Origin of the sequence: Methanosarcina mangrovi, assembly GCF_052057765.1 — an archaeon.
Classification (GTDB): Archaea; Halobacteriota; Methanosarcinia; order Methanosarcinales; family Methanosarcinaceae; genus Methanosarcina.
Genome location: NZ_CP195120.1, coordinates 905,388 through 929,203 on the forward strand (window position 1 = coordinate 905,388; position 23,816 = coordinate 929,203).

At 45.1% G+C, this 23,816-nt stretch carries 20 protein-coding genes and 3 tRNA genes; 10 read left to right on the forward strand and 13 right to left on the reverse strand.

Annotation, left to right across the window (positions count from 1 at the left end):
* Nucleotides 1–1,878 carry a DUF7408 domain-containing protein gene (locus ACSAZL_RS04335; protein WP_440947507.1) on the forward strand — a complete coding sequence of 626 codons (1,878 nt, stop codon included), beginning with the start codon at nt 1–3 and terminating at the stop codon, nt 1,876–1,878.
* Nucleotides 1,875–4,352 (forward strand): hypothetical protein, encoded by a 2,478-nt coding sequence (locus ACSAZL_RS04340; RefSeq protein WP_440947508.1) that lies wholly within the window; start codon nt 1,875–1,877, stop codon nt 4,350–4,352. The genes ACSAZL_RS04335 and ACSAZL_RS04340 overlap by 4 nt, the downstream gene beginning before the upstream one ends.
* An 804-nt stretch (nt 4,353–5,156) precedes the next feature.
* On the opposite strand, the gene ACSAZL_RS04345 is transcribed toward ACSAZL_RS04340, so the two are convergent.
* The 9 genes from ACSAZL_RS04345 to ACSAZL_RS04385 all read right to left on the reverse strand — a co-directional run bounded on the left by ACSAZL_RS04345 (nt 5,157) and on the right by ACSAZL_RS04385 (nt 12,647).
* A complete protein-coding gene (locus ACSAZL_RS04345) occupies nt 5,157–5,753 on the reverse strand; it encodes a diacylglycerol/polyprenol kinase family protein (protein WP_440947509.1) in 597 nt (198 codons plus the stop codon).
* A 145-nt stretch (nt 5,754–5,898) separates the two neighbouring features.
* Nucleotides 5,899–6,954, reverse strand: coding sequence for a lysylphosphatidylglycerol synthase transmembrane domain-containing protein (locus ACSAZL_RS04350; RefSeq protein WP_440947510.1), 1,056 nt, complete (start codon nt 6,952–6,954; stop codon nt 5,899–5,901).
* A 520-nt stretch (nt 6,955–7,474) separates the two neighbouring features.
* Entirely contained in the window at nt 7,475–8,653 is a 1,179-nt protein-coding gene (locus ACSAZL_RS04355; protein WP_440947511.1) for a sugar phosphate nucleotidyltransferase, read from the reverse strand.
* Between the two features lie 143 nt (nt 8,654–8,796).
* A complete protein-coding gene (locus tag ACSAZL_RS04360; protein WP_440947512.1) occupies nt 8,797–9,195 on the reverse strand; it encodes an OB-fold nucleic acid binding domain-containing protein in 399 nt (132 codons plus the stop codon).
* 143 nt (nt 9,196–9,338) lie between these two features.
* Nucleotides 9,339–9,827, reverse strand: coding sequence for an FKBP-type peptidyl-prolyl cis-trans isomerase (locus ACSAZL_RS04365; RefSeq protein WP_440947513.1), 489 nt, complete (start codon nt 9,825–9,827; stop codon nt 9,339–9,341).
* Between the two features lie 132 nt (nt 9,828–9,959).
* Nucleotides 9,960–10,508, reverse strand: a complete 549-nt coding sequence (locus tag ACSAZL_RS04370; RefSeq protein ID WP_440947514.1) for an FKBP-type peptidyl-prolyl cis-trans isomerase — start codon at nt 10,506–10,508, stop codon at nt 9,960–9,962.
* A gap of 3 nt (nt 10,509–10,511) precedes the next feature.
* The gene (locus ACSAZL_RS04375; RefSeq protein WP_440947515.1) at nt 10,512–10,994 is read right to left on the reverse strand and encodes an FKBP-type peptidyl-prolyl cis-trans isomerase; all 483 of its coding nucleotides are present in this window, start codon (nt 10,992–10,994) and stop codon (nt 10,512–10,514) included.
* Between the two features lie 180 nt (nt 10,995–11,174).
* Nucleotides 11,175–11,837 (reverse strand): SdpI family protein, encoded by a 663-nt coding sequence (locus ACSAZL_RS04380; protein WP_440947516.1) that lies wholly within the window; start codon nt 11,835–11,837, stop codon nt 11,175–11,177.
* A gap of 240 nt (nt 11,838–12,077) precedes the next feature.
* A complete protein-coding gene (locus tag ACSAZL_RS04385) occupies nt 12,078–12,647 on the reverse strand; it encodes an HdeD family acid-resistance protein (protein WP_440947517.1) in 570 nt (189 codons plus the stop codon).
* A 738-nt stretch (nt 12,648–13,385) separates the two neighbouring features.
* Between ACSAZL_RS04385 and ACSAZL_RS04390 the strand changes: the two genes are divergently transcribed.
* The gene (locus ACSAZL_RS04390; RefSeq protein ID WP_440947518.1) at nt 13,386–15,986 is read left to right on the forward strand and encodes a PGF-pre-PGF domain-containing protein; all 2,601 of its coding nucleotides are present in this window, start codon (nt 13,386–13,388) and stop codon (nt 15,984–15,986) included.
* A 93-nt stretch (nt 15,987–16,079) separates the two neighbouring features.
* On the opposite strand, the gene ACSAZL_RS04395 is transcribed toward ACSAZL_RS04390, so the two are convergent.
* On the reverse strand, nt 16,080–16,562 hold the full coding sequence (locus ACSAZL_RS04395; RefSeq protein WP_440947519.1) for a hypothetical protein: 483 nt from the start codon (nt 16,560–16,562) through the stop codon (nt 16,080–16,082).
* 864 nt (nt 16,563–17,426) lie between these two features.
* On the opposite strand from ACSAZL_RS04395, the gene ACSAZL_RS04400 reads away from it, so the two are divergent.
* From ACSAZL_RS04400 to ACSAZL_RS04410, 3 genes are all read left to right on the forward strand, one after another.
* Nucleotides 17,427–17,666 (forward strand): ferredoxin, encoded by a 240-nt coding sequence (locus tag ACSAZL_RS04400; protein WP_440947520.1) that lies wholly within the window; start codon nt 17,427–17,429, stop codon nt 17,664–17,666.
* Nucleotides 17,620–19,023, forward strand: coding sequence for an NAD(P)/FAD-dependent oxidoreductase (locus ACSAZL_RS04405; protein WP_440947521.1), 1,404 nt, complete (start codon nt 17,620–17,622; stop codon nt 19,021–19,023). The genes ACSAZL_RS04400 and ACSAZL_RS04405 overlap by 47 nt, the downstream gene beginning before the upstream one ends.
* Before the next feature lie 78 nt (nt 19,024–19,101).
* Nucleotides 19,102–20,415: a cytochrome P450 gene (locus ACSAZL_RS04410; protein ID WP_440947522.1), complete on the forward strand. Its 1,314-nt coding sequence runs from the start codon at nt 19,102–19,104 to the stop codon at nt 20,413–20,415.
* Nucleotides 20,416–20,714: 299 nt separating this feature from the next.
* Here ACSAZL_RS04410 and ACSAZL_RS04415 read toward each other — a convergent pair.
* Nucleotides 20,715–20,786, reverse strand: a tRNA-Ala gene (locus tag ACSAZL_RS04415).
* Between the two features lie 227 nt (nt 20,787–21,013).
* On the opposite strand from ACSAZL_RS04415, the gene ACSAZL_RS04420 reads away from it, so the two are divergent.
* The 3 genes from ACSAZL_RS04420 (at nt 21,014) to ACSAZL_RS04430 (ending at nt 21,785) form a co-directional block, all read left to right on the forward strand.
* Nucleotides 21,014–21,090 (forward strand) — tRNA-Ile (locus ACSAZL_RS04420).
* 61 nt (nt 21,091–21,151) lie between these two features.
* Nucleotides 21,152–21,228: transfer RNA gene (locus ACSAZL_RS04425), tRNA-Ile, on the forward strand.
* Between the two features lie 305 nt (nt 21,229–21,533).
* Nucleotides 21,534–21,785, forward strand: coding sequence for a hypothetical protein (locus ACSAZL_RS04430; protein WP_440947523.1), 252 nt, complete (start codon nt 21,534–21,536; stop codon nt 21,783–21,785).
* Between the two features lie 162 nt (nt 21,786–21,947).
* On the opposite strand, the gene ACSAZL_RS04435 is transcribed toward ACSAZL_RS04430, so the two are convergent.
* Nucleotides 21,948–22,361, reverse strand: a complete 414-nt coding sequence (locus ACSAZL_RS04435; RefSeq protein WP_440947524.1) for a transcriptional regulator — start codon at nt 22,359–22,361, stop codon at nt 21,948–21,950.
* Nucleotides 22,362–22,949: 588 nt separating this feature from the next.
* Here ACSAZL_RS04435 and ACSAZL_RS04440 point away from each other — a divergent pair.
* A complete protein-coding gene (locus ACSAZL_RS04440; protein WP_440947525.1) occupies nt 22,950–23,192 on the forward strand; it encodes a hypothetical protein in 243 nt (80 codons plus the stop codon).
* Here the strand turns inward: ACSAZL_RS04440 and ACSAZL_RS04445 are convergent.
* Complete coding sequence (locus ACSAZL_RS04445; RefSeq protein WP_440948783.1) at nt 23,159–23,557, reverse strand: transcriptional regulator; 399 nt, start codon at nt 23,555–23,557, stop codon at nt 23,159–23,161. The two genes, ACSAZL_RS04440 and ACSAZL_RS04445, sit on opposite strands and share 34 nt — an antisense overlap.
* Nucleotides 23,558–23,816: the final 259 nt, after the last annotated feature.

The window sequence follows — 23,816 nt, forward strand, 5'->3', positions numbered from 1 at the left end:
ATGCCTTTTCAAAACCCCCTCGCTCTTGCTGCCCTCCTGAGTATCATCCCGCTTATAATCATTTACATGCTCCGCCCGAAACCAGCGGTGTTTTCGATTCCCTCCCTGATGTTTGTCCTCAAACTTGAAAGGGAACGAAAAAGGGTTTACGCTTCGCTTACGAAAATCGTGCAGGACCCTCTTTTCCTGATCCAGCTCCTCATGCTGATCCTGCTCTCTATAGGGGCTGCGGGCTATTATTACACCTCAAATGAGCCCCTTAGCGGAGAGCATACGGTGCTCATCCTTGATACTTCGGCAAGCATGCAGGTAGAGTCCCGTTTTGAAGACGCGGTCGAAATTGCCGACGGCTATGTGAGCAAGAAGAACAGCATAGTCCTTGCTTCCAGCACTCCCCTGCTTGCTCTTGAAGGCGGAAGCGCTTCGGAGGCCGAGGAAATCTTTGGCATAGTTAAGCCCGGAGCCGGCACTGCCGACCTTTCCGCAGCTATTACTACGGGTATGCGCCTACTCTCGGATGAAGGGGGCAGGGTAATTGTTATTTCGGACTTTACAAACTGGAACGGCGATGACCCCGTAGCTTCCAAGAACCTGGCTGAATCTTACGGGCTTGAGGTAAATTTCGTAAAGGTCGGAAAGCCTGCGGATAATATAGGAATCATTAATGGCTGGATTGAAGCCACGGACGGAGAATACAGCTACACCGGTGTGGTCAAAAACTACAAAGGTGAAAGCGCAAACGTTGAAATAGGGACCGGAAGGGGAATATCGGGAAATGCTTCAAAGTCTTTTACCCTTTCTGTTCCAGCAGGGAGTACAAACCAGTTCACACTGGAAAACCTGAACCCGGGAATTACCACGATCAGTCTCAACGTTAAAGACGACCTGTCTGTTGACAATAAGGCTTACATCTCCATCCCGGATACCTCCGGACAGCAGGTCCTCTACGTCACCGATAATGGAAAACTGCCTTCAAAAACAGCACTCTCCCTGCTCCCCAATAGCGATCTGGAACTCAGGGATTCCGTACCGGCTTCTCTTGACAATTATACTCTTGTAGTGCTTGCCCAGAAAGAGACCCCGATTGTCAACGGCTCGGTGGAAAGAATCGAAAATTACGTACGGAACGGAGGAAATGCGGTTTTCATTGCAAGCGAAGCCCTTGAACCCAATAAGACCGAGGTAGGCCTCGTTAAAATCCTGCCCGTAAAACCTGTCGGAGTTGAGGTGGCAGAAGACGGGCTTGAGGTTGAAGAAGTCCTTCAGAGTAGCATTACGGAGGACGTGAAAACCGATGAAATCTCGGTCCGCAAATACCTGAACGCAACTGAGAGGACAGGTTCCACAACCCTCGTGGCCACTGAAGACGGCATTCCCATGCTGAGTTACTGGCAGGTAGGGAAAGGCACCATCTTCTATATGGGGCTTAACGACGAGCTAGGGGACGAGGCCTGGAACAATTTCCACAATCTGCCTGAGTACCCGGTGTTCTGGATAAAACTCGTCGAATGGCTCGGAGGCATAGGGGATATTTCGGAATACAACCTTGAAACCGGAGCCCTGACTTCCCTGGCAAAGACCGAAGAGGTTCGCACGCCTTCAAAGACCCTGACAACAAACCGTTTGCTCTTTGATGAGGTAGGGATATACGAGATTTCGGACAAGGAGATTGCAGTCAACCTCTATGATGACCGGGAATCGAACACTACGGTAGACGCCTCGGAACTTATCAGCCGGGCAGTTGAAAAAGACGGGTCAAGGCTTGTCCGAGCTGACACCTATATCGCAAAAAACGATATTACCAACTACCTCATAGGAATCATGTTTTTGCTTATGCTGCTTGAAATTCTGATTGTCCGCGGGAGGGGTGAACTGTGAACGTAGCCCTTGAGAGCCCTGAGATGCTCCTCCTCATTATTCCTGTGATTATTGCGGGTTTTTATCTCCTGCGGAAGACAAAAACAAAACTTGTGGAGTGGAGAATGCTTGTTGCTTTCCTCCTTGTCCTTGCCCTGGCTGCCCCCTATACAACGGTTACCCAGACAGTCAATGAGGAAGACCCTTCGCTTGTACTTATCCAGGATAGGACTACAAGTATGGGCCTTTTCCCCGAAGACACGGGGACCGGCCTGTATGAAGCTCTTGCTGCGGATACTCCTACCACCCTCGTGCAGCTGACCGGGGAGAAGACCTCGCTCGGGGACGCCGTGGTCCAGTACTCCGGACTTGGCAACCAGATTGTGCTTGTTACCGATGGAAACAGTAATGCAGGAAAGGACCTTACGGAAGCCCTGAGGTTTGCAAGGGATGCTGATACTCCTGTCTACCTTGTCCAGCCCGAGCTTGAGACAAATGACCTCAGCGTTGAGATGCTCGGAGACAAGACGGTGGTCGTGGACAACCAGAACGAATTTGATATAGTCGTCCGCCAGGCTTCGGAGCAGAGTGTCAGCTATTTCCTTGAAGTTTACGTGGACGGGAAAATTTCCCAGAGCAGGCAGTTTTCTCAGGATACCCGGAATAATACCATTCCGATCAATCAAGCCTTTACCACGCTCGGTGCCCATAATCTTAGTGTAAAGATAACTCCGTCAGGCGAGGACTTCAATAATTCGAATAATGAGTTTTATAAGTCTCTTTATGTGATCCCCAAGCCAAAAATCACGCTTGTTACCGGGGAGACCGGTTCTCCTCTTGCCAATATCCTGAGCAACCTTTACGAAGTTTCTGTTGTAAACGACTATTCAGGAGCAGGGAATATTACGGATAGTAAGGTTCTGGTGCTTGACAACCGGATCATAGACAGCTTTTCCGAGGCTGAGATTAAGGAAATCAAAAATTATGTCAGCAACGGGGGCGGGCTTATCGTAGTCGGAGGAGATAAGGCCTTTAATTATGGGAAATACCTTAATTCTTCCCTGGAAGAAGTTCTGCCTGTAGTTTCAAAACCCTCAGAATTTAAGGGAGGAAGAAACCTGGTTCTGATCCTTGATATCTCTCCAAGCACGGCTGCTCACGGTACTCTGGGAGATATCCTGTCAAATGCCATCTTTATCCTCAGGAATGATAACCTGAAAGATGCAAACGTTGGAGTAATCGCATTCGGAAGCGTGGGATATGACGTATCCGGCGGGTTTTTATTTATGGGGCTTCCGCAGAACCTTGCCCTTCTGGAGGATAAAATCTCGCAGCTGACCCCCAGCGAAGAGGCCGAAACTTCTCTGGACCAGGGGCTCGATGTCGCAAAAGAGATGCTGGAAGGAGAGGACGGTGAGCTGGATGCTATTATTATCTCGGACGGAGGAATTGAAGACTCTTATGATGCAAGTCTTGAAGCTGCAAAGGAACTGCAGGATCTGGGTGTAAACCTGTACTTTGTCCATATCCGCTCTTCTGCTCCCTCTCAGGCCGATCAGACCAGAACTCTCTATGCTGAGGAGCTGATGCAGGAACTGGGACTTCAAAATAACTATCTGCATATCAATATGGGAGAGAGGGCAAACATCGAGTTTGAAGACACGGTTGAGCCTTCTGAGGAAGAAGAAGAAACTGAGGACCTGGGCTCCTATCAGCTTCTTGAGTACTCTCCGGACCACTTCATTACGAAGAGTGTGAACCTTACTGGAAGTATCACAGGATATAACCAGGTCACACCAAAAGCCGGAGCTGAACGTCTGGTCATTACGGTTACGGGGCAGCCTGTGCTCACCACCTGGCGCTTCGGACTCGGGCGCGTTGTGACCTTTACCACGGATAATGGGGAGGGCGAAGGGACTCGCTGGGCTTCGGCTCTTTACAACGGCTCAAACAGCAGACTCATCTCAGGTATGACTAACTGGGCAATAGGAAATCCTCAGGCTGAAGAGGGAGCTGTCGTTGAAGCGCTGGATACGTGGCTTGGCACCCCTTCCGACCTCACCCTGATAATGTACGACGAAGGAGTTCCGCAGCTGAAACTGGACGGAGCCCAGCTCGACCTTGCCCTTACAGGCAGGAATACTTATGAAGCAAGTGTAAACCCGGATGAAATAGGGATTCACGATATTTCCGGCTACCCGCTGGCTGTAAACTACCCGCTTGAATACCGTGACGTCGGGCTCAATAATGATATCAAACCCCTTATCCTTTCAACCGGAGGAGAAATTTACACTGAAAAGGAGGCAAGAGCCTTTCTCCTGAAGGATGCAAGGCAGAATTCCGAAAGGGAAGCAACCGAGCCTGTGAGCCTGAAAATTTATGTGCTTCTTGCAGCCCTCGCCCTTTACCTCGGAGAAGTGCTGGTCAGGCGCATAAGGGAGATGAGAAGGCTTAAGCAGGCCCAGGGTGAAACCGGAGCAGAAGAGGCAGCTTAATTAAGCTATCACCTTTTTTCTCTTTAGTTATTCACTTGCTTCTTTTACTGCGTTTTTGCTTATCCTTTTATTCCTTTATTCTTTTTTGCTACTGCTTTTTCAACTTCATTGTCTCTACTTGATTGTCTCTCTTGATTGCCTCTACTTGATTGCCTCTTTTCTGATCGCCCATCTTCAGTCTGTTAATGTTTTTAGTTCAAATCTAGGGCCGGCTCCTAGCTCTGGTTTGTAACCTATACAACTTTATTCGCTATACTGAGTCGTTCTTTTTCCGCTCGATGTGGGAGAGCGGCCTTGCCCACGAAAATGAAGAAAAAATACCGAACTTCTCCCAAAATTCAAAATCGGCTCTCCGAATCTTGAATCTGAAATAGTCAATCGAATCGCGGATAATGAAAATAATTCTGAAATTTTGACCGGTGCAGGGATAAAATAGTTTTGGGATGAGCTCACCGAATAAAAGCGCCAGAAAAAAGTAGGGAAATTAGCTGGAACTGCCATAATGATGAACAAAATGGAATTGCTTTACCTGAAAAATAACCTTTCAAACTCTCATCTTTCACAAGTTTCTTCTGTTTTTTTGCCTTTCTTTTCATCTTCGTTTTGGAAACGGCCGCCGGACAAGCTGGCGGTTATGTCCGATATTTACCCGTGAACTCAAATACGGCTTCCTGAGTTGATGCGGGTATTTCTCATACTGGCAGCTGGCTACAAATTTTGTGGCGCAGAAGAAAATATTGAAAGATCCTTTTTTGATACCCGGAACGGATAAACCGATTGATAGGGAACCTTTTTCTATTTGCATTATAAATACGCCAATAGAAACAGGGTCATCTGCCCGAAAAAGCCGGAAAAAATCGGGATCACGAGGTTATCGTCTATCTGGTTTACTGCGGTTTCCGTAAGAGTTGCAAAAAAAGCCATGACAAGGGCCACCAAGGGATCTCCGACTATTACGAGTCCGATCAGCAGGTCAATTATAAATTCGGAGGCTGAACCTTCAAGCGACTTATCATTTTTAAAGATTTTTTTGAAAATCCTTTTTTTTCCGTAGAATTTACCTATGAGAGCTGCAGCCAAATCTCCGAAGGTGGTCATAAGGACTGCGGCATAAGCGATTTCTTTGCTGAAGAGGGAAATTGCTGCAATTGCACCCAGGGCGAAGTAGATGTGCCCTCCGCAGCTATCGGCTTCATGTTCCCTGTACATCATATAGAAAAAAGGAATCTTCATATCCTGCTCGAGCCGGAAATATTCAAGGATAAGGACGGTTACCAGGAAAAGCATCAGTACCCAGAGGACCGCCTCTTTCCCGTAAAATTCGTAAATGAGTACTATCAGGACTGAAACCAGATGTACACTTTTTCTGAGGACCTCAAAGATGACGTCTCTGGAGGGCATAGTATAAGTTTTTGTGAGAATTAAATATAAATTTATACTGGTTTGTGGGTTTTCTCCAGGTGTTCCTTCTATGTACCAGGTGTTTCTTCTATTGTACCGGGTGTTTCCTCTGATATACGGTTATTTTGCCCTGTTCAGAAGCTTTTCAGGCGCTGTGCCGGGGTTCGGCCGTGTCTCCGATCCATTTTTTTACAATTTCTGCGTCCTTGATCACTTTCAGGCTCATGAGCCCGCCTATTAAAAGGTTCAGGTGGTAGGTCAGGGCTCTCCAGGCAAGCACGGTAATTCCCAGGACGGACGAGTCTACAAAAATAGAGAAGATGGAAGCCGCTCCCAGTTCGGCAACTCCGCTTGCTCCGGGAGTTGCGGGTATTATCATTATAACAGCCAGGAGTACCTGGGATGCAAAGGTAGTGATGATCGAAGGTGTCCGCGAAAGGCCCATCAGGATCAGAACGAGTAGTGAAAAGTCTACGATCCAGAAAATAAAGGTATAGGCAATTCCCCAGAGCAGCCCTTTTTTCCCTTCCGAAAAGAAGACCCGGACACTGTCATGAAAATGGTCTATTTCCATGTCGACCTGTTCCACGAGATGTAAAACTGCAGCATCGGTCTTTTTACCTATATAAGGGGCAAGCCTGTCTGTCAGCTTACGAGTTACGTGTTTGACTTTTTCGGGCTTCCAGACCCCGTAAACAAAACAGAAGAGAAGTACAAAGACCAGGGAATTTGCTGCTAAAAAAGCTGCATCAAATTCATAATTCGAAACGATGTCTCCAAGAATGTAAAAGGCAAAAGGCAGGCAGGAAAAGATGAATATGGCATCAAGCAGGCGTTCTCCTACAACGATTGCAGTAGCTCTGCCCAGAGGAATTTTGTTCCGGTTCAGGCTGTGGACTCTCAAAAACTCTCCACCTGCAGAAGAAGGCGTAATTCCCGCCACAAAACTGCTTGAGATAACTATCTCTGTCACCTTCAGGACGCTTATATTGTGTCCCAGGGCTTTGCAGAGAGTCCGGGTCCGCAGTCCCCAGATTAAGTATGAAAACATGTGAAGGAGGGCGGCTGCCAGAATGTACTCCAGCCTGATCCTTCTCAGGGCTTCAATGGTCTCCGAGTCAAAAGTCAGGCATGTAACCAAGGCAATTGATACCGCGCTGATTGCCAGTGACCCGATGAGCCATTTTTTATACCTGGTCATTTAAATCTCTTAATTTTTTTATTTATTAAGTATGCTTACTCTATTTAAGGAAACCCCTTTATCCAATATATAATGAACGGCACAAGAAAAGTTTAATAGGCCGGATTAAACTGTTTTTTTGGATTTCGGGTCAATTTTTTCAAGAGTTGTCCTGTCCTTCCAGGATCTTTACTTATTCGTAACAGATATGTGTCAATTAAACGGTTTTAATACTAATACCCGGACAAAAATTCGGATCCGCACAGAAAAATTCGGGTTTTCACTGACAAAAATTCGGATCCTTACTGACAAAAATTCAGACCTTATTGAAAATTTGGATCAGCGTTGAAAACTCAATTTTTGTAGGAAACCCGTAATTTCCAGGCCGTGAATTCTTTCATTCGAGTCCGGAGAAACCCGGAATATCAATTTTGACCGGGAGTTATGCTCTTGACCTGGAATAAGGGTTTCGATTCAGTTTTTCCATTGCAGATTTTTAGCTCTTTGCTATTTTCATACAGTTCAATCTTTTTTAGCCCTTTCAGGAGCCTTCATATGCAGTATCATAGGCAGGGTTGACTACTGTATCCTTTATGTTTGAGCCTTTTTCGATCACAACTTCGGGCCAGATCTTTACTCCCGAATGTATGGTCGAATTGTTCTTTATCAGGACTTCGTGCCCGATTACCGTCCCATTCTCAAGGTTGCACTCTTCTCCTACAGCTGTTTCATCTGCAACTACAGCTCCGGAGATGTTGGAGTTTTTACCTATGGATACCCCATCAAAAAGGTAAGAAGAAAGAATCTTTGCATTATTATCGATAGTGCAGTTTGCCCCTATCACACTGTAAGGCCCGATAAGGACGCTATCACCAATGACGGTGTTTTCCCCTATGACAATGGGTCCGACGAGTGAAGAATTCGAACCTATCGATACGTTGTTTCCTATGGATAGGGGGCCTCGTATTCTTGCGTTTCTCGTTGTGAAGTTTCCTTCGATTGTGGTTCCGGGAAGGGCGTCAAGCATCCAGCGCTGGGCCTGCCTGTAAGCCGCCGAACTCCCTACATCAGTCCATTTTCCCCGGACAAGCATGCCATTAATTCTCTTATCTGCCGCAAGCAGGGCAGGGAAAAGGTCTTTTGCAAAATCATACTTTTTATTTTCAGGGATCCAGTCAAAGATTTCAGGATCACAGATGTAAATACCTGTGCTTGCAAGGTTGCTGAAAATCTGGCCGGATTTGGGTTTTTCCAGGAAGCGGTGGATCCGGTTATTTATATCCATATCTGCAATCCCGAATTCCCTCGGGTCGTCAATGGAAAGGAGTCCTATAGTTATCAGGGCATCGTTTACTTCATGGAAGCGGTACATCTCCCTCAGGTCGAGGTTAAGGACGTGGTCTCCCCCAAGCACGATAAAAGGCTCATTTTTCAGGTATTCTTCAGCATTTTTTACCCCGCCTGCTGTCCCCAGCTTCTCTTTTTCGTACACGTAGTCTATGTGTACCCCGAACATATGCCCGTCTCCGAGCTGTTCCTCTATGCGTTCTCCCATGTATCCGAGGGTCATGACTATCTCATTGAACCCTTCCCTTGAAAGGTGCTCTATCAGGTGCCGGACTGATGGTTTATTGAGAATCGGTATGCTCGGTTTCGGGTGCTTGAAGGTCAGCGGCCTGAGCCTTGTCCCTGCGCCTCCGCACATGATACATGCTTTCATATTTTCTCAAATGTTATTCTATAGATATATGGTTAACGATCTGTTCTTCCGCTTTCAAAGCTTATTGATAACGGTTATTCCTGAATAATATCTTCCTGTCTTCTACAGTTGTTTCAGGTTAATATCCTCTCGCCTTTCTACTGTTATTTCAGGGTAACATCTTCTTTTCTTTCCACCCTTATCTCTTTCTCCCCCTTATATTCGGAGACTGTGCCTGTTATACTGATAACGTCCCCTTCATTGATCAGGCTGTTAAGGGCTTCAGCCCCTGCTGTATTCGGAATAAACACGCTCAGGACTTCGGAGTCAAAGTCCACTTCCAGAAGCAGGTGATCTCCGGTATAAGTAAATCGTTTACTCAGGACCTCGGCGTCAAAAGACACTTTTTCCCCGACTTCGGATCCGTGGGTGTACTGCGGGGCTTTTCCTCCTGAAGTCTGTCCAGCCCATGCAGGTGCCTGTCCGAAGAACAGGTATGCCGTCGAAAGCGAGAACAATGCCATGACAAGCAGCACTACCACGACTTTCTCTTCCTTTTCCATCCCCAATTCCTTCCAATTTGTGGTTTCCAAACTTAACTTTTAATGAATTTACTTTAAGATTAATTTATCTCAGGTTAAATTTGAAGGATCAGGTTAAATTTGAAGGATCAGGTTAAATTTGAAGGATCAGGTTGTTTGAAGGATCAGGTTAAGTTTGAAGGTTGGGCAATAATAGAGACAAGTTTTATTTCCAGGATCAGGGTTTTGCCTGCAAGCTCATGGTTGAAGTCGAGGGTCGCATAGGTTTCTGTGGAATCGAGCACTTTGACTTCCCTTCCCCCAGGAGTTATTATTTTTTTTCCTGCCTCTGGAGGCTCCTCGAGCTCAAGCCTTGCAAGAGGAATTTTCTGAACCATATAATCCTTATATTCTCCGTAAGCATCTTCAGGCGCGATTTTAAGGGTTTTTTCTTCTCCTTCGCGCATACCAAGAACCCCGGCATCAATGCCTTTTACCACCTGCCGGGCATCCGCCCTGAAAAATAAAGGCCTGTATTCCTTTTCCTCGCTGTAGATTCCGGCTTCGCGAGCTTTTTCTTTTAAGGTGGTATCAAAGATTGTTCCATCCTCAAGCTTTCCGGTGTAATCAATAAGGAGATAATCTCCCTTTTTCACGGTACGAGAGTTCTCCATCGTTCATTCTCCTGTTATTTTTTTTCTTTACAGATCTTCCGGCAGCCCCGAGTCTTTTCCCGGTTGCCGGAAGACTGCTTCTTTTTAATGGAATATAAACCGGGTTTTAAGCCGGTTTAACTTCCTCAAACTTCACTGTATTGAGACAATTTTTATATCGAATACAAGAGTCTTGCCTGCCAGTTGGTGGTTAGAGTCAAAAGTGACATGGGTTTCATTTACAGCAATGACTTTGAACTGCCCCCCGTATACGTTGCTGAATATCTGTCCTACTTCAGGTTTCACTGAGAGGTTCAGATCCTCAAGGGGTACAGCCTGAATTTTTGCCTCATCATATTCTCCGTAAGCTTCTTCAGGGGGGATAGTTACGGTTTTTTCTTCCCCTACTTTCATCCCGATTACTGCATTATCAAAACCCTCGATCATCTGACCCGCACCTACTGTAAAGGATATGGGGACATAGTTTTTCTGTTCTGTGTATATGCCCGCCTCTTTTGCGATTTCTTCTTCAGAAGTATCGAAAACAGTACCGTTTTCAAGCTTTCCTGTGTAGTCCACCTGAACGATGTTTCCGGTTTTCACAACGTTTCCTTCTCCACTATCCGTGCACCCGCTTCCGAAAAGGATAATCCCAAAGAGCAGAATGCATACTATTAAAGTTTCCCCCCTCCCGGCCCTCATTTCTTATGCCTCCAATGATACGACTTTTATTTTGAATATCAGAGTCTTGCCAGCAAGTTCATGGTTGAAGTCCACTAAGAAATTTTCCTCGCCTACTTCAGTGACCTTGCCCCGGAGCCCGTTTTCCGTAGCAAGCTGCATCCCGACTTCAGGAGTAAAATTGACAGCATTTAGAGGGAGTTCCCTTACATACTCTTCCATGTATTCTCCGTATGCTTCTTCAGAGGGGATAGTTACGGTTTTTTCTTCCCCTGCTTTCATCCCGACTACGCCCTCGTCAAAGCCTTTAATCATCTGCCCCGCTCCCACAGTGAATGTCAGGGGTTTGTAGTCCCTCATTTCGTTGTATATTTCTGCCTCAATAGCTGCTTCTTTTTCCGATGTGTCGAAAACTGTACCATCTTCCAGTTTCCCAACATAATCAACGGAAATAGTATCTCCGTTTTCGACTATTTTGTCTGAGTTTTTAATTGTCTCTTCAGTCATAACGATCAATATGACAAAATGAGAGCATGTTAGATAAACGTACTGATAAAAAGAGCGTCAGAAACCGGTTAAGTTGATTCCCGGCAATGGAAAACAAGGGAATCTTCAGACCTTATTTTTTAAGTTTTGATTCCGAATTTCAATTTCTCCAAGCTCTCTTTTTCAGCTTTTTCCCTTTCTTCACCCACTAATTTGCTCCTTTTCATTTTCTTTAAGTTCCTTCTGGTATTCGAGATATGAGTAAACAACAGTAAACCCGGCTACCGAAATTACGGGTACGAGGATAAAATAGATTGCAAGCTTCGGGAAAAAAGCCCCGAAGGCTGCAGTTATCCCTGCTATCCTGAAGAGTTTCCCTCCAAGCCGATTAGTCCTTTTCCAGACTCTTTCACTGCTGAGAGTCCAGGGAGTCCTGATGCCAATAAACCAGTTTCGCTCCGCATTTTCCGTAAGAATCCCTATATAATAAAACAGGAGCCCTATCCCCAGAGGAAGCACGGCATTGGGGCTGATCCGAACTCCTGTGTTCCAGAGCAGTATCTGGAGATGGACCACGACCAGAAACAAAACCAGTATCACTATAAACCCGTCATAATACTTCCTGAATTTTTCTATATTTTCTTTCCTGGGGTCGATCCTCGGAATTACCAGGAACATAATTACAAGCCCCGTTATCACTACCGGCATGAAAAAGAGCCCCCAGAGCTTCGACATATAACCGTCTACTTCCCCCTGAGAGTTCCAGTGGGTTGCCATCTGCTCCGGGACCTGCGGGTAAAAATAAATTGAAAGGATGAAGGAAAGAAGGACAAGTCCTGCTGTTGCGAATATGGCTTTGCGCATGTAAATTCTCTACGTTTTTAAGATATTTATTGATGTGGGATATTTAAAGGCCCGCCAATTCTTACGGACTGGTTGCGGGCCCGGCACTGCATATGGCACTGAATATGGCATTTCACCTCGCATTTCATCCTGAATTTCATCCTGAATTTCATCCTGAATTTAATCCTGGATTGTATCCTGCGCTGTACTGCCATTTCCGGGAATACTTCCCAGCCTTCAAGTTTTCTGTTTCTGGAAATCTTATCCCGGATACGAAGTTTTTTTCCCTGACTTCATTCTAAACCCGCCAATAAGTGCTGCAATCCCGCCTATAACAAGTAAAATCCCGTATATCCAGGGCAGGACAACGGCACCTGCCAGGGGGTTTACCAGCAGGAGTACCCCGAGGAAAATTGTCAGGATCCCGAGAATCGCCGTTCCCAGTCCGCCTCCTTTGAGTGCCCAGACAAATCTGACTGCCCCATATATAATACTCCAGATCCCCAGTATGATTACGAAAAGTGCCAGAATCACGAAAGGGCTGTATGGGTACACAAATACCATTACCCCGATAAGAATACCAATCACACCGGAGAGCAGTTTCCAGCCCATGTTCTCCCTGTCTACCAGCAATGAAATGATTGAAATTACTCCTCCCAGAAACCAGAAGATCCCGAGTATCTGAACCAGCGTTATGGTTGTCGATACAGGTGAGAACAACAGAAATAAGCCGATGACGACGGTAATAATTCCTTCCAGCACAACCAGCCACCAGGGGACCGACAGTACCTCATACTCCACAACACTGTATTCTGTAGCTGCATCTTCCATTATACTTACCTCCAGAGTCATTTTGAATCTCAAATCTGATGCTGTCGGCTACCCGATAAAAAAATTACAGGTATCGAAAAGATATCTCCAGCTTAGTGAGATATTTCCAGCTTGATTACGGAATCCTGTCCGGCTTAATTCCGAAATTTTGTATAACTGAAACCCGAAATTCTGTCTGGCTTAGGTCCAGATTTTTGTCCGAACGTAAGCTCGAAGTTTCCTTACTCTTCCTTACCCCCAAGTAGGAAGGGTAATCTTTACTATCTATTATATATCAAATATTATATAAATCCTTAATTATTTCTTTATTTTATAGTGTTATGTACCATATGCAGGTCACAACCGGATCATGCTCATAGCTAGCCAGATCTTTTTTTGAATACCTCTGGGAATTTCTATTTTCATCTCTTCCGTATACTGAAAACTGAGGCTCAACAGGTTCGAAACTTTTCTGAATAACTTATGTGAATGTTATTAGAAAATCTTAATTCCTTCTCTGTTGAAAACATAAAAAATTACAACTTCTCAATAAAATACGGGACAATTTAGTTAATTTTATATCAAATTGCCAATTTCGTAATATAAATCACTCTTAAAAATCAAGAAGTCTGGTTCAAGATACTTTTATCTTTTAAATCGAGTGTCGCAACCATAGAATACATCTTATACGGCTTAAAATGGGGATTTGCGGTAACTATTGATATTGAGATGCTAAAGTAGTTTGCAGGGGTTATTCTTATGCAGAAAATGAAAAGAGAATTATCTGTTTTATTTATGCTGATCCTTGTACTTCAGGTTATTGCCGGAAGTGCAGCAGCTGCAACGATTTATGTTGATGATGACGGATCCGGAAATTACACGACAATTCAGGCTGCGTTAAATGACGCGGTTTCGGGAGATACTATAATAGTGAATCCCGGAACTTATCCTGGAAACGTTACTATTACAGTGCCAGATCTGGTTCTTGTATCAAGTAGTCCATATAATGCTATAATCAGAGCTACCAAAGATGCTTTTTATTTAAATGCGAATAACATTACAATTAAGGGCTTCGATATAATAGGTTCAGGCAGCTCATCAGGCTACTCAGGCATTGTCGACTCTTCGTTCTTCTGTACTATTCAGAATAATAAAATTTCTAATTTTAATACTGGCATTGGAGTTTACAATGGTAATGAAGGGGGAGGCGGCTCAATAATTAATAACGATATTTTTGATTGTAGTGAAGGCATTTTACTCTGGTCCAGTAATGATAATGGGATAAGTGGGAACCGAATTTCAAACTGTGAAAGCGGACTAAGCATGGTAGATTCCTACGGCACTCTTATTTATAACAATAATTTTAACAACAATCTAAATGTACAATTTACGGATACAAGTACCTGGAATGCCACGAAAACATTCGAAAAAAACATTATTGGAGGCCCTTATATTGGTGGAAATTATTGGGCAACACCTGCAGGAGATGGTTTTTCCCAGACTCATTCTGACGCTAATGGAGACGGTATAGCCGAGGAACCATATTATATGAATGAGGTAAATATCGACTACCTGCCTCTGGTAACCCCCCGGACCGAACCCGAACCGGTTCTTCCTGTCTCAAATTTCAGGGCAAATACGACCCGCGGGCATGCCCCTCTTTCGGTTTTTTTTACCGACCTTTCGGAGAATGCGGTTTCATGGAGCTGGGACTTTGACAACAACGGACAGCCCGACTCTGCCATCCAGAATCCTGTTTATGTGTATGATGTTCCAGGGTCCTATACCGTTAATCTGACAGTAAGTAATTCAAACGGTACGGCTTCAAATACTGCTGTGATAACAGTGCTGGAAGAAATAATTCCTATCCTTCCCGTAGCAGGCTTCACAGTGAACAAGACCAGCGGTTATTACCCTCTTACAGTCCTGTTTACTGACACTTCGCGAAACGCAACAGGGAGGAGCTGGGATGTAAACAATGACGGGATCGAAGACTCAAATAAAGCAAATTTTGCTTATACATACACTTCTAAAGGGACTTACAAAGCTAAACTGACCGCAATCAATGGAAATGGTACGGATACCGAAACTGCTGTGATAACTGTGCTGGAAGAAGAAGCTGCAATTCTTCCCGTAGCAGCTTTCAGCACGAATGTCACCAGCGGTTACTATCCTCTTGCAGTTTTCTTTACCGATCTTTCACAGAATGCCAGTTCAAGGAGCTGGGACGTTAACGGTGACGGAGTCGAGGACTCAAACGAGAAGAGCTTTGTTTATGTGTACCCTTCAAGAGGGACTTACGGAGCTAAACTGACCGCAATCAATGAAAACGGTACGGATATCGAAACTGCTGTGATAACTGTGCTGGAAGAAGAAGCTGCAGTTCTTCCCGTAGCAGCCTTCAGCACGAATGTCACCAGCGGTTATTACCCTCTTGCAGTTCTCTTTACCGATCTTTCACAGAATGCCAGTTCAAGGAGCTGGGATGTTAACGGTGACGGAGTCGAGGACTCAGACGAGACGAGCTTTGTTTATGTGTACCCTTCAAGAGGGACTTACGAAGCTAAACTGACCGTTAGCAATGCAAACGGCACGGATACAGAAACTGCAACTATAGATGTAGAGAAAAAGAGCAGTGGTGGGAGCAGCAGTGGAGGTGGCGGAGGAGGCGGGGGTTCTCCTGAGCCTGCAAAGAATGTTAAAGTAAAGGAACTTGCCCAGGTCTTCATCACAAACGGCAAGGCTGTAAAGTTTGACTTTACGAAGAATGCAACCTGTGTCGTGTACGTGAGCTTCGATGCAAAGAAGAACGCAGGCAAGACCACGACCATTGTTGAGGAATTAAAAGGTAAATCCTCACTTGTTTCCGCCCTTCCTGCCGGAGAAGTCTACAAGTCCTTTAATGTCTGGGTAGGAAATTCTGGATACGCAACCTCAAAGAATATCGAAAATCCTGTAATCTGTTTCAAAGTTGAAAAGATCTGGATGGAGGACAAGAGCGTAGATCAGACTTCAATTACTCTCAACAGGTACAGCGACAAAAAGTGGGAGCAACTGCAGGTCAACCTCTCGGGGGAAGATGATACATACCTGTATTTCACATCCGGTCTCCCTGGTTTCTCTTCCTTTGCAATAACGGGGATATCAAAAGCTGCTTCTGAAAACGTAACCGAAAAAGGGACTTTTCCGGAAACCCGGGGGGCTCTGCAGGATGACGGGAATGAAAGTACGGGTCCGGGCACGGACGACGAGCAGGAAGGGAGCACAAAATTCTCTGATATCTCTTCTGCATACGGAATAATCGGTATAATCTTTTTAGGCTTGATATGTGCGATCATTTATCTGAAGCTCCCAAAATAAGGAATTGAAAATAAATAAAGAATTGAAAATGGAGCGCTTCAAAGCGTTTCATTTCAGATAATTTTTTGTGAGGGCTGATACGCAATTTGTCAATTATTTGTCAATTAACTGATAGATGACTGTTGCTATTCCGAAGTAACCTATTATCAGGCAGATATAAACAAGGCCGTTTGAAAGAGGGGTATGCCAGTATATGAATGAAATCATTGAAATTTCGGTTACGATAAGGATAAAGGGAAGAATAATGTCCAGGACTGCTATAATTGTATAACAGATCAGAATCCGGGAAAAACTCGGAATGGCTTGAAGACGGTCAGGAATAAGAACCGATGGGGCAAGAACAATCATTGGTATTGCAAAAAACAAGGTTCCTATAATCAGCCAGGATATATCGTTCGTGTTCATTAATATGGCAAAGTTGAGTACTATTCCCGCAAGGATAATAGCTTCATGGAATAGCTTATTTTTTACTTGACGCAGGATAGTATATGTAATTGTGAGAGTTACACAACCTGCCAGGGTTATGAAAAAACTGATAAATATAATTATATACAGAAATCCTTCCTCATTAGTCATAAATCCCTCATTTCCAGAAACAAACCTCTAATATCTTAACAGAGGGTACAGGATTAAAAACTATAAACGTTTCTGCTTTAATTACTCTTTTCATTTAATTAAAAAACAGAATGGACCGGTCGGTCCTATTTACTACCTGGCTTCTAATCTCCTGGTTGACTCGGCAGGCTTTTAGCCGCTCTTCAAAGTCTTGGGGCCTCTCCTTAGTCCAGGAGATTTCCAGGTCCGGTAAATTTCCCGGACTTTCTTATTTCAGGCCGGATTGAAAAGGACTTGAGGATGTCCGAGGGAAAAAGTGGAAGTAGAAACTCACGGTCTTGAAACTTATTTAGATAGGTTTTTCTACCAATCCATAATGATTTAAATATAATAATTCTCCAATTATTATCTTACAAGTTTTTATCTCATGCTCGTCTTTAGTTTATCCGGGTTATTGAAAGCGTTGTACAATAGGGGTGGGGCCAAACGCTGAAATGATAACTAAACACCTAATACAGGATCATGAAGTCGCTTACTATAATGTGTTGCAGAAGAATGTTTTGAAGAAGAATTTTTTGCAGAAGATGATTTGTTAAACTATGAAGAGGTCGTTAACAGGCTAAATAAACAAAAATGATGCTGTTTTTGCAGACTTCTGCAGTTGGTAATGATAATTCTTGGACAAGGGGGGATTAGATGGAGAAAGGGATTAGATGGAGAAATCTCCAGTTGTGCTAATGATGGTGGAAGGCATACACTGCAGGATGCCCGGTCAGTCTGATCAGGCCATTTCGTCATATGAAACGATCTGGCGGCAGAACATGTTCCGAAGATTGAAAAGATCAGAGGTTTCTCATCTAAGTTTCTGGAACTGGAGGTTTCGCAATGCTGCGAGTAGTAGTCGACCTTAACCGCTGTGAGAGCTACGCTCAATGCGTATTTGCCGCGCCGGCTGTATTCTGGATGAAGGACGAAGAATCACTCGAATATGATTATGCGCCGGATTATTCGCTACGAGTGCAGGTAGAGCGAGCTGCCGCAGCCTGTCCGGTGCAGGCGATTAGTATTTGCTGGCTGGATGATCAATTGGAGCAGCAGGGAGGAAATCACAGTGAGCAGAAATGATTCCAGAAAGGCGGCCTCCTCTATACAAAGAATAGTCATCGTCGGTGCCTCGTTGGCTGGTTTGAGTGCCGCAGAAGCGCTGCGTTCCGAGGGATTTGCCGGGGCGTTAACTGTGATCGGCGATGAGCCCCATGCTCCTTATGATCGCCCTCCTCTGTCCAAAACTGTCCTCACAGGCCGGCTACCAACAGAGCACACGACCCTGCCTCAGAGAGTGGATCTCCGTGCTGAATGGTTGCTTGGTGTGCCTGCTATAAGGCTTGATCTGAGTAACCGGGAAGTTGAGCTTGCCGATGGGAGGCGGTTTGGCTTTGATCGCCTGTTGATCGCCACCGGGACGCGCGCACGGCCATGGCCAGATCCGGCACAGGCTGCCCTTGATGGAGTATATCTGTTGCGCACCCGTGACGACGCTGCCCGGCTACGAGCCCGATTAGCTGCCGGGCCGAAGCGAGTACTGGTGATTGGCGGTGGTTTCGTTGGCTCCGAGGTTGCTTCGGTCTGCAGAGAGATAGGCCTGGCTGTCACGGTCACAGAACGCAGTGCTACGCCCCTCATTGGCGCTCTCGGTGAGGCTGCGGGTACGCTTGCTGGCCAGCTCCAGCGCGCGCATGGAGTAGATCTGCGCTGCAACGTCACGGTTATGGCTCTGGAAGGTGATGAAAAAGGGCGACTGCGTCGGGCCTACCTCTCGGATGGCGATGTACTCGATATTGACGTAGCTGTGGTCGCTCTCGGAGCAGTGAGAAACGTCGAATGGTTGCGTGATTCCGGGTTGGCATTTGACTCCCATGGGATCGTCTGTGATGCCGCTTGTCGTGCTTTCGATACCAATGGAATGGTCACGGACGATATTTTTGTCGCCGGGGACGTGGCTCGCTGGCCTCACCCGCTCTACGAAGGCGAGCTACTGGCGGTCGAGCACTGGGGAAACGCTGTTGAGCAGGCCAGGACAGCCGCACATAATATGGTGAGTGCTCCGGCAGATCGCCGGGCATACAAAACACTGCCTGCCTTCTGGTCCCGTCAGTTTGGCATCAACCTGAAGACAGTTGGCCTTCCAAGTTTCGCCGACGAGGTTGTGCTCACGCAAGGCTCTATTGCAGAACGCCGTTTAGTTGCAGTCTATGGCCGCAAGGGTAGAATTGTTGCAGCGCTCACCGTAAATATGGCTCGCCGGCTTCCTGCTTACAAGGAAATGATCGAGGCCCGTGCACCGTTTCCGCCTGTACTGCATGCTCCTGACGGGCCAACTGAACTTCGACCTGTTACTGCCGGATTCCCGCCTAGAGGCCAGCCTACTCACAGCCCAAATGCCGCACAGACCGGCCCGGGCCCAAGTACACCCTCCGCCTGATGAATCGCCCACCCGTGCAGAAGTTCTGGATCCTCGTGTGCCGCCAGGGTTCCCACCCAAATGACAGGGGGCAAAATCATGATACAGCAATCCTTGTATGAACAAGTTCTTGACTACGCCAACCGCGCTAACCCTTATCCTCTCTATGCCCGGCTACGCCAGACACCGGTTATACGACAGAAAGATGGTAGTTACGTTGTCAGTACTTATCGGGAGATTGTCTCGCTACTCCATGATCCGCGGATCGGTTCGAACCTCCGTAAACATTCCGTGCGCGAGCGTGCTCCTGCAGGTCCTCCGGCCAATCAGGAGATCACTTCTGAAAATCAGGTGCAAGAAGTGGAGATGGAAGTGTCCGCACCCGACCAGGGTTCAGAAACGGAAGTAACTCCAAGCTTCATCGGTCTGGACCCACCTGAGCATGACCGGCTGCGTCGTCAGGCTACACGGCCTTTTGGTCCCCCGCACACACCTGGGAGGATAGCTGGTATGGAACCTGAGATTATTCGCCTTGCAAATCGGCAGATCGATATTATGAAAGACAAGACGTCAATCGACATCGTCGAGGACTTCGCCTACCCAATCCCGGTGACAATAATCAGTGATCTGCTGGGGGTACCGCCCGAAGATCAGCCACACCTCCATGCTTTGTCAGAAGCTATTATCAAAGACATTGACCTGGATCCTGAGGAAAGTCCGGAGGAAAGGAAACAGCGACAAGAACAATCTGGCAAGACCTTTAAAGAGCTCGAGCAATACATGGAGGTGCTGACCGAGCGCCATCGCAAGCAGCCTGGTTCCGACCTGATTTCAGGGCTCATCACGGACCACGGTCCCGACGGTCCGATGGCCCATGCAGATATAGTGAGTACTGCAAGCTTGCTGCTCATTGCCGGTCATGAGACCACGGTGAACCTGATCACCAATGGAGTGCTCACACTATTGAGGCACCCCGAGGTCCTCGAGCGGCTGCGACGTGAACCAGATCTGGTTATTCGCCTGGTCGAAGAGTTGCTACGCTACGAGCCTCCGGTCCAGGTTCTGCCAAACCGTGTGGCTCTTGACAATATTACTATTGCCGGTACTACGATTCAGAAAGGCTCGCCTGTGATCCTGCTGCTAGCCTCTGGAAGTCGTGATCCGGCCCACTTCCACGATCCCGATAAATTCGACCCTGATCGCAGGAACAATATGCACCTTGGATTTGGCAGCGGCATCCATTACTGTTACGGTGCCCCACTTGCAAGGTTGGAGACGCAGATTGCACTAACAGAGCTCGTACGACGGCTCGAAAACCCCAGGCTCGTGCATGATCCGCCTCCATACAGGCAGAGTGTCACTCTACGAGGACCGCGTCATCTCATTGTTGAGATCGACGGCGTGAAGGACTGAGAGTTCCAGTTATGACTAAACCGACCCAAAAATAGAGCTAGAATTTAATTTGCAAATATATAGAATCTTGGCAAGAGTCCATCCAGAAATCGGTAAGGGTACTTTGTAAAAGTTACAAAGTATCTCTGTACGAGTATCTACCTGGCTGTGAATACTGCCAGATACAAAAGAGACTGTAGTTCACAATATTTTTCGTAGAGACTCTAAGTCATATTAATTTGGTCATATAGAAACCTGTCATAAAAGAAAACTGAGAAATAAAAAAAACTGAGAAATTAGCATTAAATTAGGAAAATTAGTGGACCGGTCGGGAATTGAACCCGAGGCCTCTACCATGCCAAGGTAGCGATCTACCCCTGATCTACCGGCCCATATTACTTTTTGCTTTGTCAGCACTCCCTCATACACTCAGTATCGTATATAAAACTGTCGCTATATAGGCTCAGCTTCCTGTAAATAAAATTTAGGGTATGAAAAATCCCGAATATTCAAGCAAAAGTTATAAGTAGTAATTCGAGTATTAGAAGTGTTGTCGGATTGGGACGCTTTCCCTAAAAAAAGCCTTTCAATTCCGGTAATTCGAAAAAACCTGACATCTGGGCCCGTAGCTTAGCCTGGTGGAGCGCACGGCTGATAACCGTGAGGTCCTGCGTTCGAATCGCAGCGGGCCCACCACAAATCAACAATCTCTTTTCGGAGAATTTTCAGGTTTTCCAGCTTAATTTACTTTCATTTCGGGCCCGTAGCTTAGCCTGGTGGAGCGCACGGCTGATAACCGTGAGGTCCTGCGTTCGAATCGCAGCGGGCCCACCATACTTTTTCTTAACTTTCCGTTTCTTAACTTTCTGTTAAAGCTTTTCTTTTTTGTTTGTGCAGTTACAGGTTTTTCTGTAGATTTTATTTGGTGGTTACCTGTTTATTTCTTTTTGATTTCTGATAGTTTCTTTGTCTTTTTACTCTCTGGTATTTCTTCCTGGCCTTTTTCGTTTTCGCCCTCCTTTTTTCTTCTTTCTTCTTATTTGTGGGGAAGACCGCTCTCCTGCGTCTCTTTACTTTACCTGTTTTTAACTTAGTCCTCTTGAGTGTAGCTTATTGCTAAAATCCATAAATTATTCTGCTTGAGCGCAGCTCATTACTATATCCCAAAATTGGCCCTCTTGAGAGAAGCTCCCGATTTTAACCTGCAAATTAGTCTGCTTGAGCGAAGCGAAACAGACCGCGTACTCCCGAGGCGCAATTCGGGCTGCAGAACCGCAACTCTGCTGAAACGGACCTCATGCTGTTGCATTTGCAGTGCAACTCCCGGGAAATCTCCGATTTCCTGTGGTCCGGAAGCAAAACTCGGACGAATCGCAATTCGGGTGCAGTAATAGAAAAGTTATAGTAACCGAAAAGTTGCAGGGAGCAAAAAAGTGAGGGTGGGGGTAATCCCCTTTAAGACAGAACGGCTTCTTGATAATAGAAGTATGTACAATTTGCTGTTTGGGCGCTTGCACCGGACTTCTGAGCCATTCCATTCCCTATCATAAATTTCAGGCAATGTGTTTCAGACGTTCGATGTTCCTCAGCACAAGTCTGCTTTCGGCTATGATTTCTTCTTCGATCTTGCTGACAATGCGGTCCATTGGGACTGTAAGCCTGTACAGCTTGATCGGTCTGCCCTTACCTTTTGATTTCTTTTCCTCCCGGATGTCAATCCAGTTGTTTTCGCGGAGATACCGCATTGCAACGCTGACTTCCGGCTGTCTCAGGCCAGATACCATTTCGATGCTTTGGGAAGAGATTTCCCTTCCTTTTGCAAGGCAGGCAAGGGTAAGAGCAATTGGCCTGCTGACATTGATTTTTCTAAACAATTCTATCATTTCATATTCGTTTGATCCCATGGATATAGGAATCTCGGTCGTTATGTCAGTAGTTTCTAAAGCTAAACCACTTTCATCTACCATTTAATCACCCGAAGAACCATTATAGAGTGAATTAATATAAATATTTACTTATCTTTTAGTTTTAATATATATTTATATATAATTAAAGTTTAAACAGTTTGTGCAGTTAACGTTCTTCCTAATCTGGCTACTGCTCTTCTTTTGTTTGTTTATGGATGGTTAACCGTTCTTCGCTTTCTTCCAACTAAAATGGATAAAGTGCCCTGACTGACAACTCTATAAAATAATTGTTTTTTTATATTGGAATTTATCCTTTAAATCCCGCTATTTTAATCTCACAAAAAGTTCTTCTGGATTCAAAAAAGTCTCAAAAAAGTCTCAAAAAAGTCTCAAAAAAGTCTCAAAAAAGTCTCAAAAAAGCTTAAAAACTATTTAAATCTCTTATTTTTCTTTATTATTATAAAAAACCTTTCTCAATACACTTTATCGAAAAAGTATTCAGAACTCTGAGTTTCTATCTGTAATTAAATAATTAAAACATTATAATATACGTGTGTGGGATTAAATTAGTTATAGAAACAATGGGCTAATGGATGCCAGAGATATTGAGCAATTGATAAAATGATTTTAGGGGTTTCCACGCCTGATTTGAACAAAAAGGAAAAAGAAAAAAAGAAAAAACAAAAAAGAAAAAACAAAAAAGAAATAGCAAAAAGAGAGGATAATAAACCCTTAATTACGTTGTTCAGGTTGTGGAGAGGTATTCCTGGATTATATTCCCAGGTTTTTAATTTGAGAATGAACCTTACAAGCTCGCTTGTAAGGGGAAAATGCATTAGTCTAATTTTTCCGATTCTTCAGGAAAGGCTCTTGAGACGTTCTATGTTCTGAAGTATGGTCTTGCTCTCAGCAATGACGTTTTCTTCTATTGTGTCAATGATTGTTTCCATCTGGACTGTCAGTTTGTAGAGCTTTACCGGTCTGCCTTTGCCATGGTTTTTCTTTTCTTCTCTCATGTCTACCCAGTCATTTTCACGCAGGTAGCGCATTGCAATGCTGACTTCCGGTTGTCTCAGCCCTGATACCATTTCTATACGCTGGGAAGAGATCTCTTCTCCTTTTGAGAGGCACGCAAGAGTTAAGGCTACAGGCCTGTTGATATTAAGCCTTCTCAAAAGCTCAACCATTTCGTACTCAACCTCTCCCATTTTAAAATCTTCTTCTGATATTAGCCCATTATCTGCCACAGCTATCATCTGCCGTTTATACCCGGTAGGGTGCCTCACATTCGGCACAGGTATCATGTTTTATCCAGTATCATCAGATCATGGAAATATATTATTTTCAAATAAAACAATTTCAATGAATTTTACCGATCATTCAAAATGACATTTTTTATTTTTTTCCCTTCCTCGTTTAATATATTTCTATTTGTTTAAATTTAAAATCTGAGGAAGTGCCTGAAAAGTCTGGTGTCTCAGTCGAGTTTAATAATAATACTCTCTCCCTATATAT

Coding starts and splice junctions, on each gene's coding strand:
- ACSAZL_RS04400 (WP_440947520.1), top strand. CDS start 17,427: ATGCTGCGAGTAGTAGTCGACCTTAACCGCTGTGAGAGCTACGCTCAA.
- ACSAZL_RS04350 (WP_440947510.1), bottom strand. CDS start 6,954: ATGACCAGGTATAAAAAATGGCTCATCGGGTCACTGGCAATCAGCGCG.
- ACSAZL_RS04360 (WP_440947512.1), bottom strand. CDS start 9,195: ATGGAAAAGGAAGAGAAAGTCGTGGTAGTGCTGCTTGTCATGGCATTG.
- ACSAZL_RS04370 (WP_440947514.1), bottom strand. CDS start 10,508: ATGAGGGCCGGGAGGGGGGAAACTTTAATAGTATGCATTCTGCTCTTT.
- ACSAZL_RS04380 (WP_440947516.1), bottom strand. CDS start 11,837: ATGCGCAAAGCCATATTCGCAACAGCAGGACTTGTCCTTCTTTCCTTC.
- ACSAZL_RS04390 (WP_440947518.1), top strand. CDS start 13,386: ATGCAGAAAATGAAAAGAGAATTATCTGTTTTATTTATGCTGATCCTT.
- ACSAZL_RS04355 (WP_440947511.1), bottom strand. CDS start 8,653: ATGAAAGCATGTATCATGTGCGGAGGCGCAGGGACAAGGCTCAGGCCG.
- ACSAZL_RS04345 (WP_440947509.1), bottom strand. CDS start 5,753: ATGCCCTCCAGAGACGTCATCTTTGAGGTCCTCAGAAAAAGTGTACAT.
- ACSAZL_RS04375 (WP_440947515.1), bottom strand. CDS start 10,994: ATGACTGAAGAGACAATTAAAAACTCAGACAAAATAGTCGAAAACGGA.
- ACSAZL_RS04410 (WP_440947522.1), top strand. CDS start 19,102: ATGATACAGCAATCCTTGTATGAACAAGTTCTTGACTACGCCAACCGC.
- ACSAZL_RS04365 (WP_440947513.1), bottom strand. CDS start 9,827: ATGGAGAACTCTCGTACCGTGAAAAAGGGAGATTATCTCCTTATTGAT.
- ACSAZL_RS04395 (WP_440947519.1), bottom strand. CDS start 16,562: ATGACTAATGAGGAAGGATTTCTGTATATAATTATATTTATCAGTTTT.
- ACSAZL_RS04405 (WP_440947521.1), top strand. CDS start 17,620: ATGATCAATTGGAGCAGCAGGGAGGAAATCACAGTGAGCAGAAATGAT.
- ACSAZL_RS04335 (WP_440947507.1), top strand. CDS start 1: ATGCCTTTTCAAAACCCCCTCGCTCTTGCTGCCCTCCTGAGTATCATC.
- ACSAZL_RS04385 (WP_440947517.1), bottom strand. CDS start 12,647: ATGGAAGATGCAGCTACAGAATACAGTGTTGTGGAGTATGAGGTACTG.
- ACSAZL_RS04435 (WP_440947524.1), bottom strand. CDS start 22,361: ATGGTAGATGAAAGTGGTTTAGCTTTAGAAACTACTGACATAACGACC.
- ACSAZL_RS04445 (WP_440948783.1), bottom strand. CDS start 23,557: ATGATAGCTGTGGCAGATAATGGGCTAATATCAGAAGAAGATTTTAAA.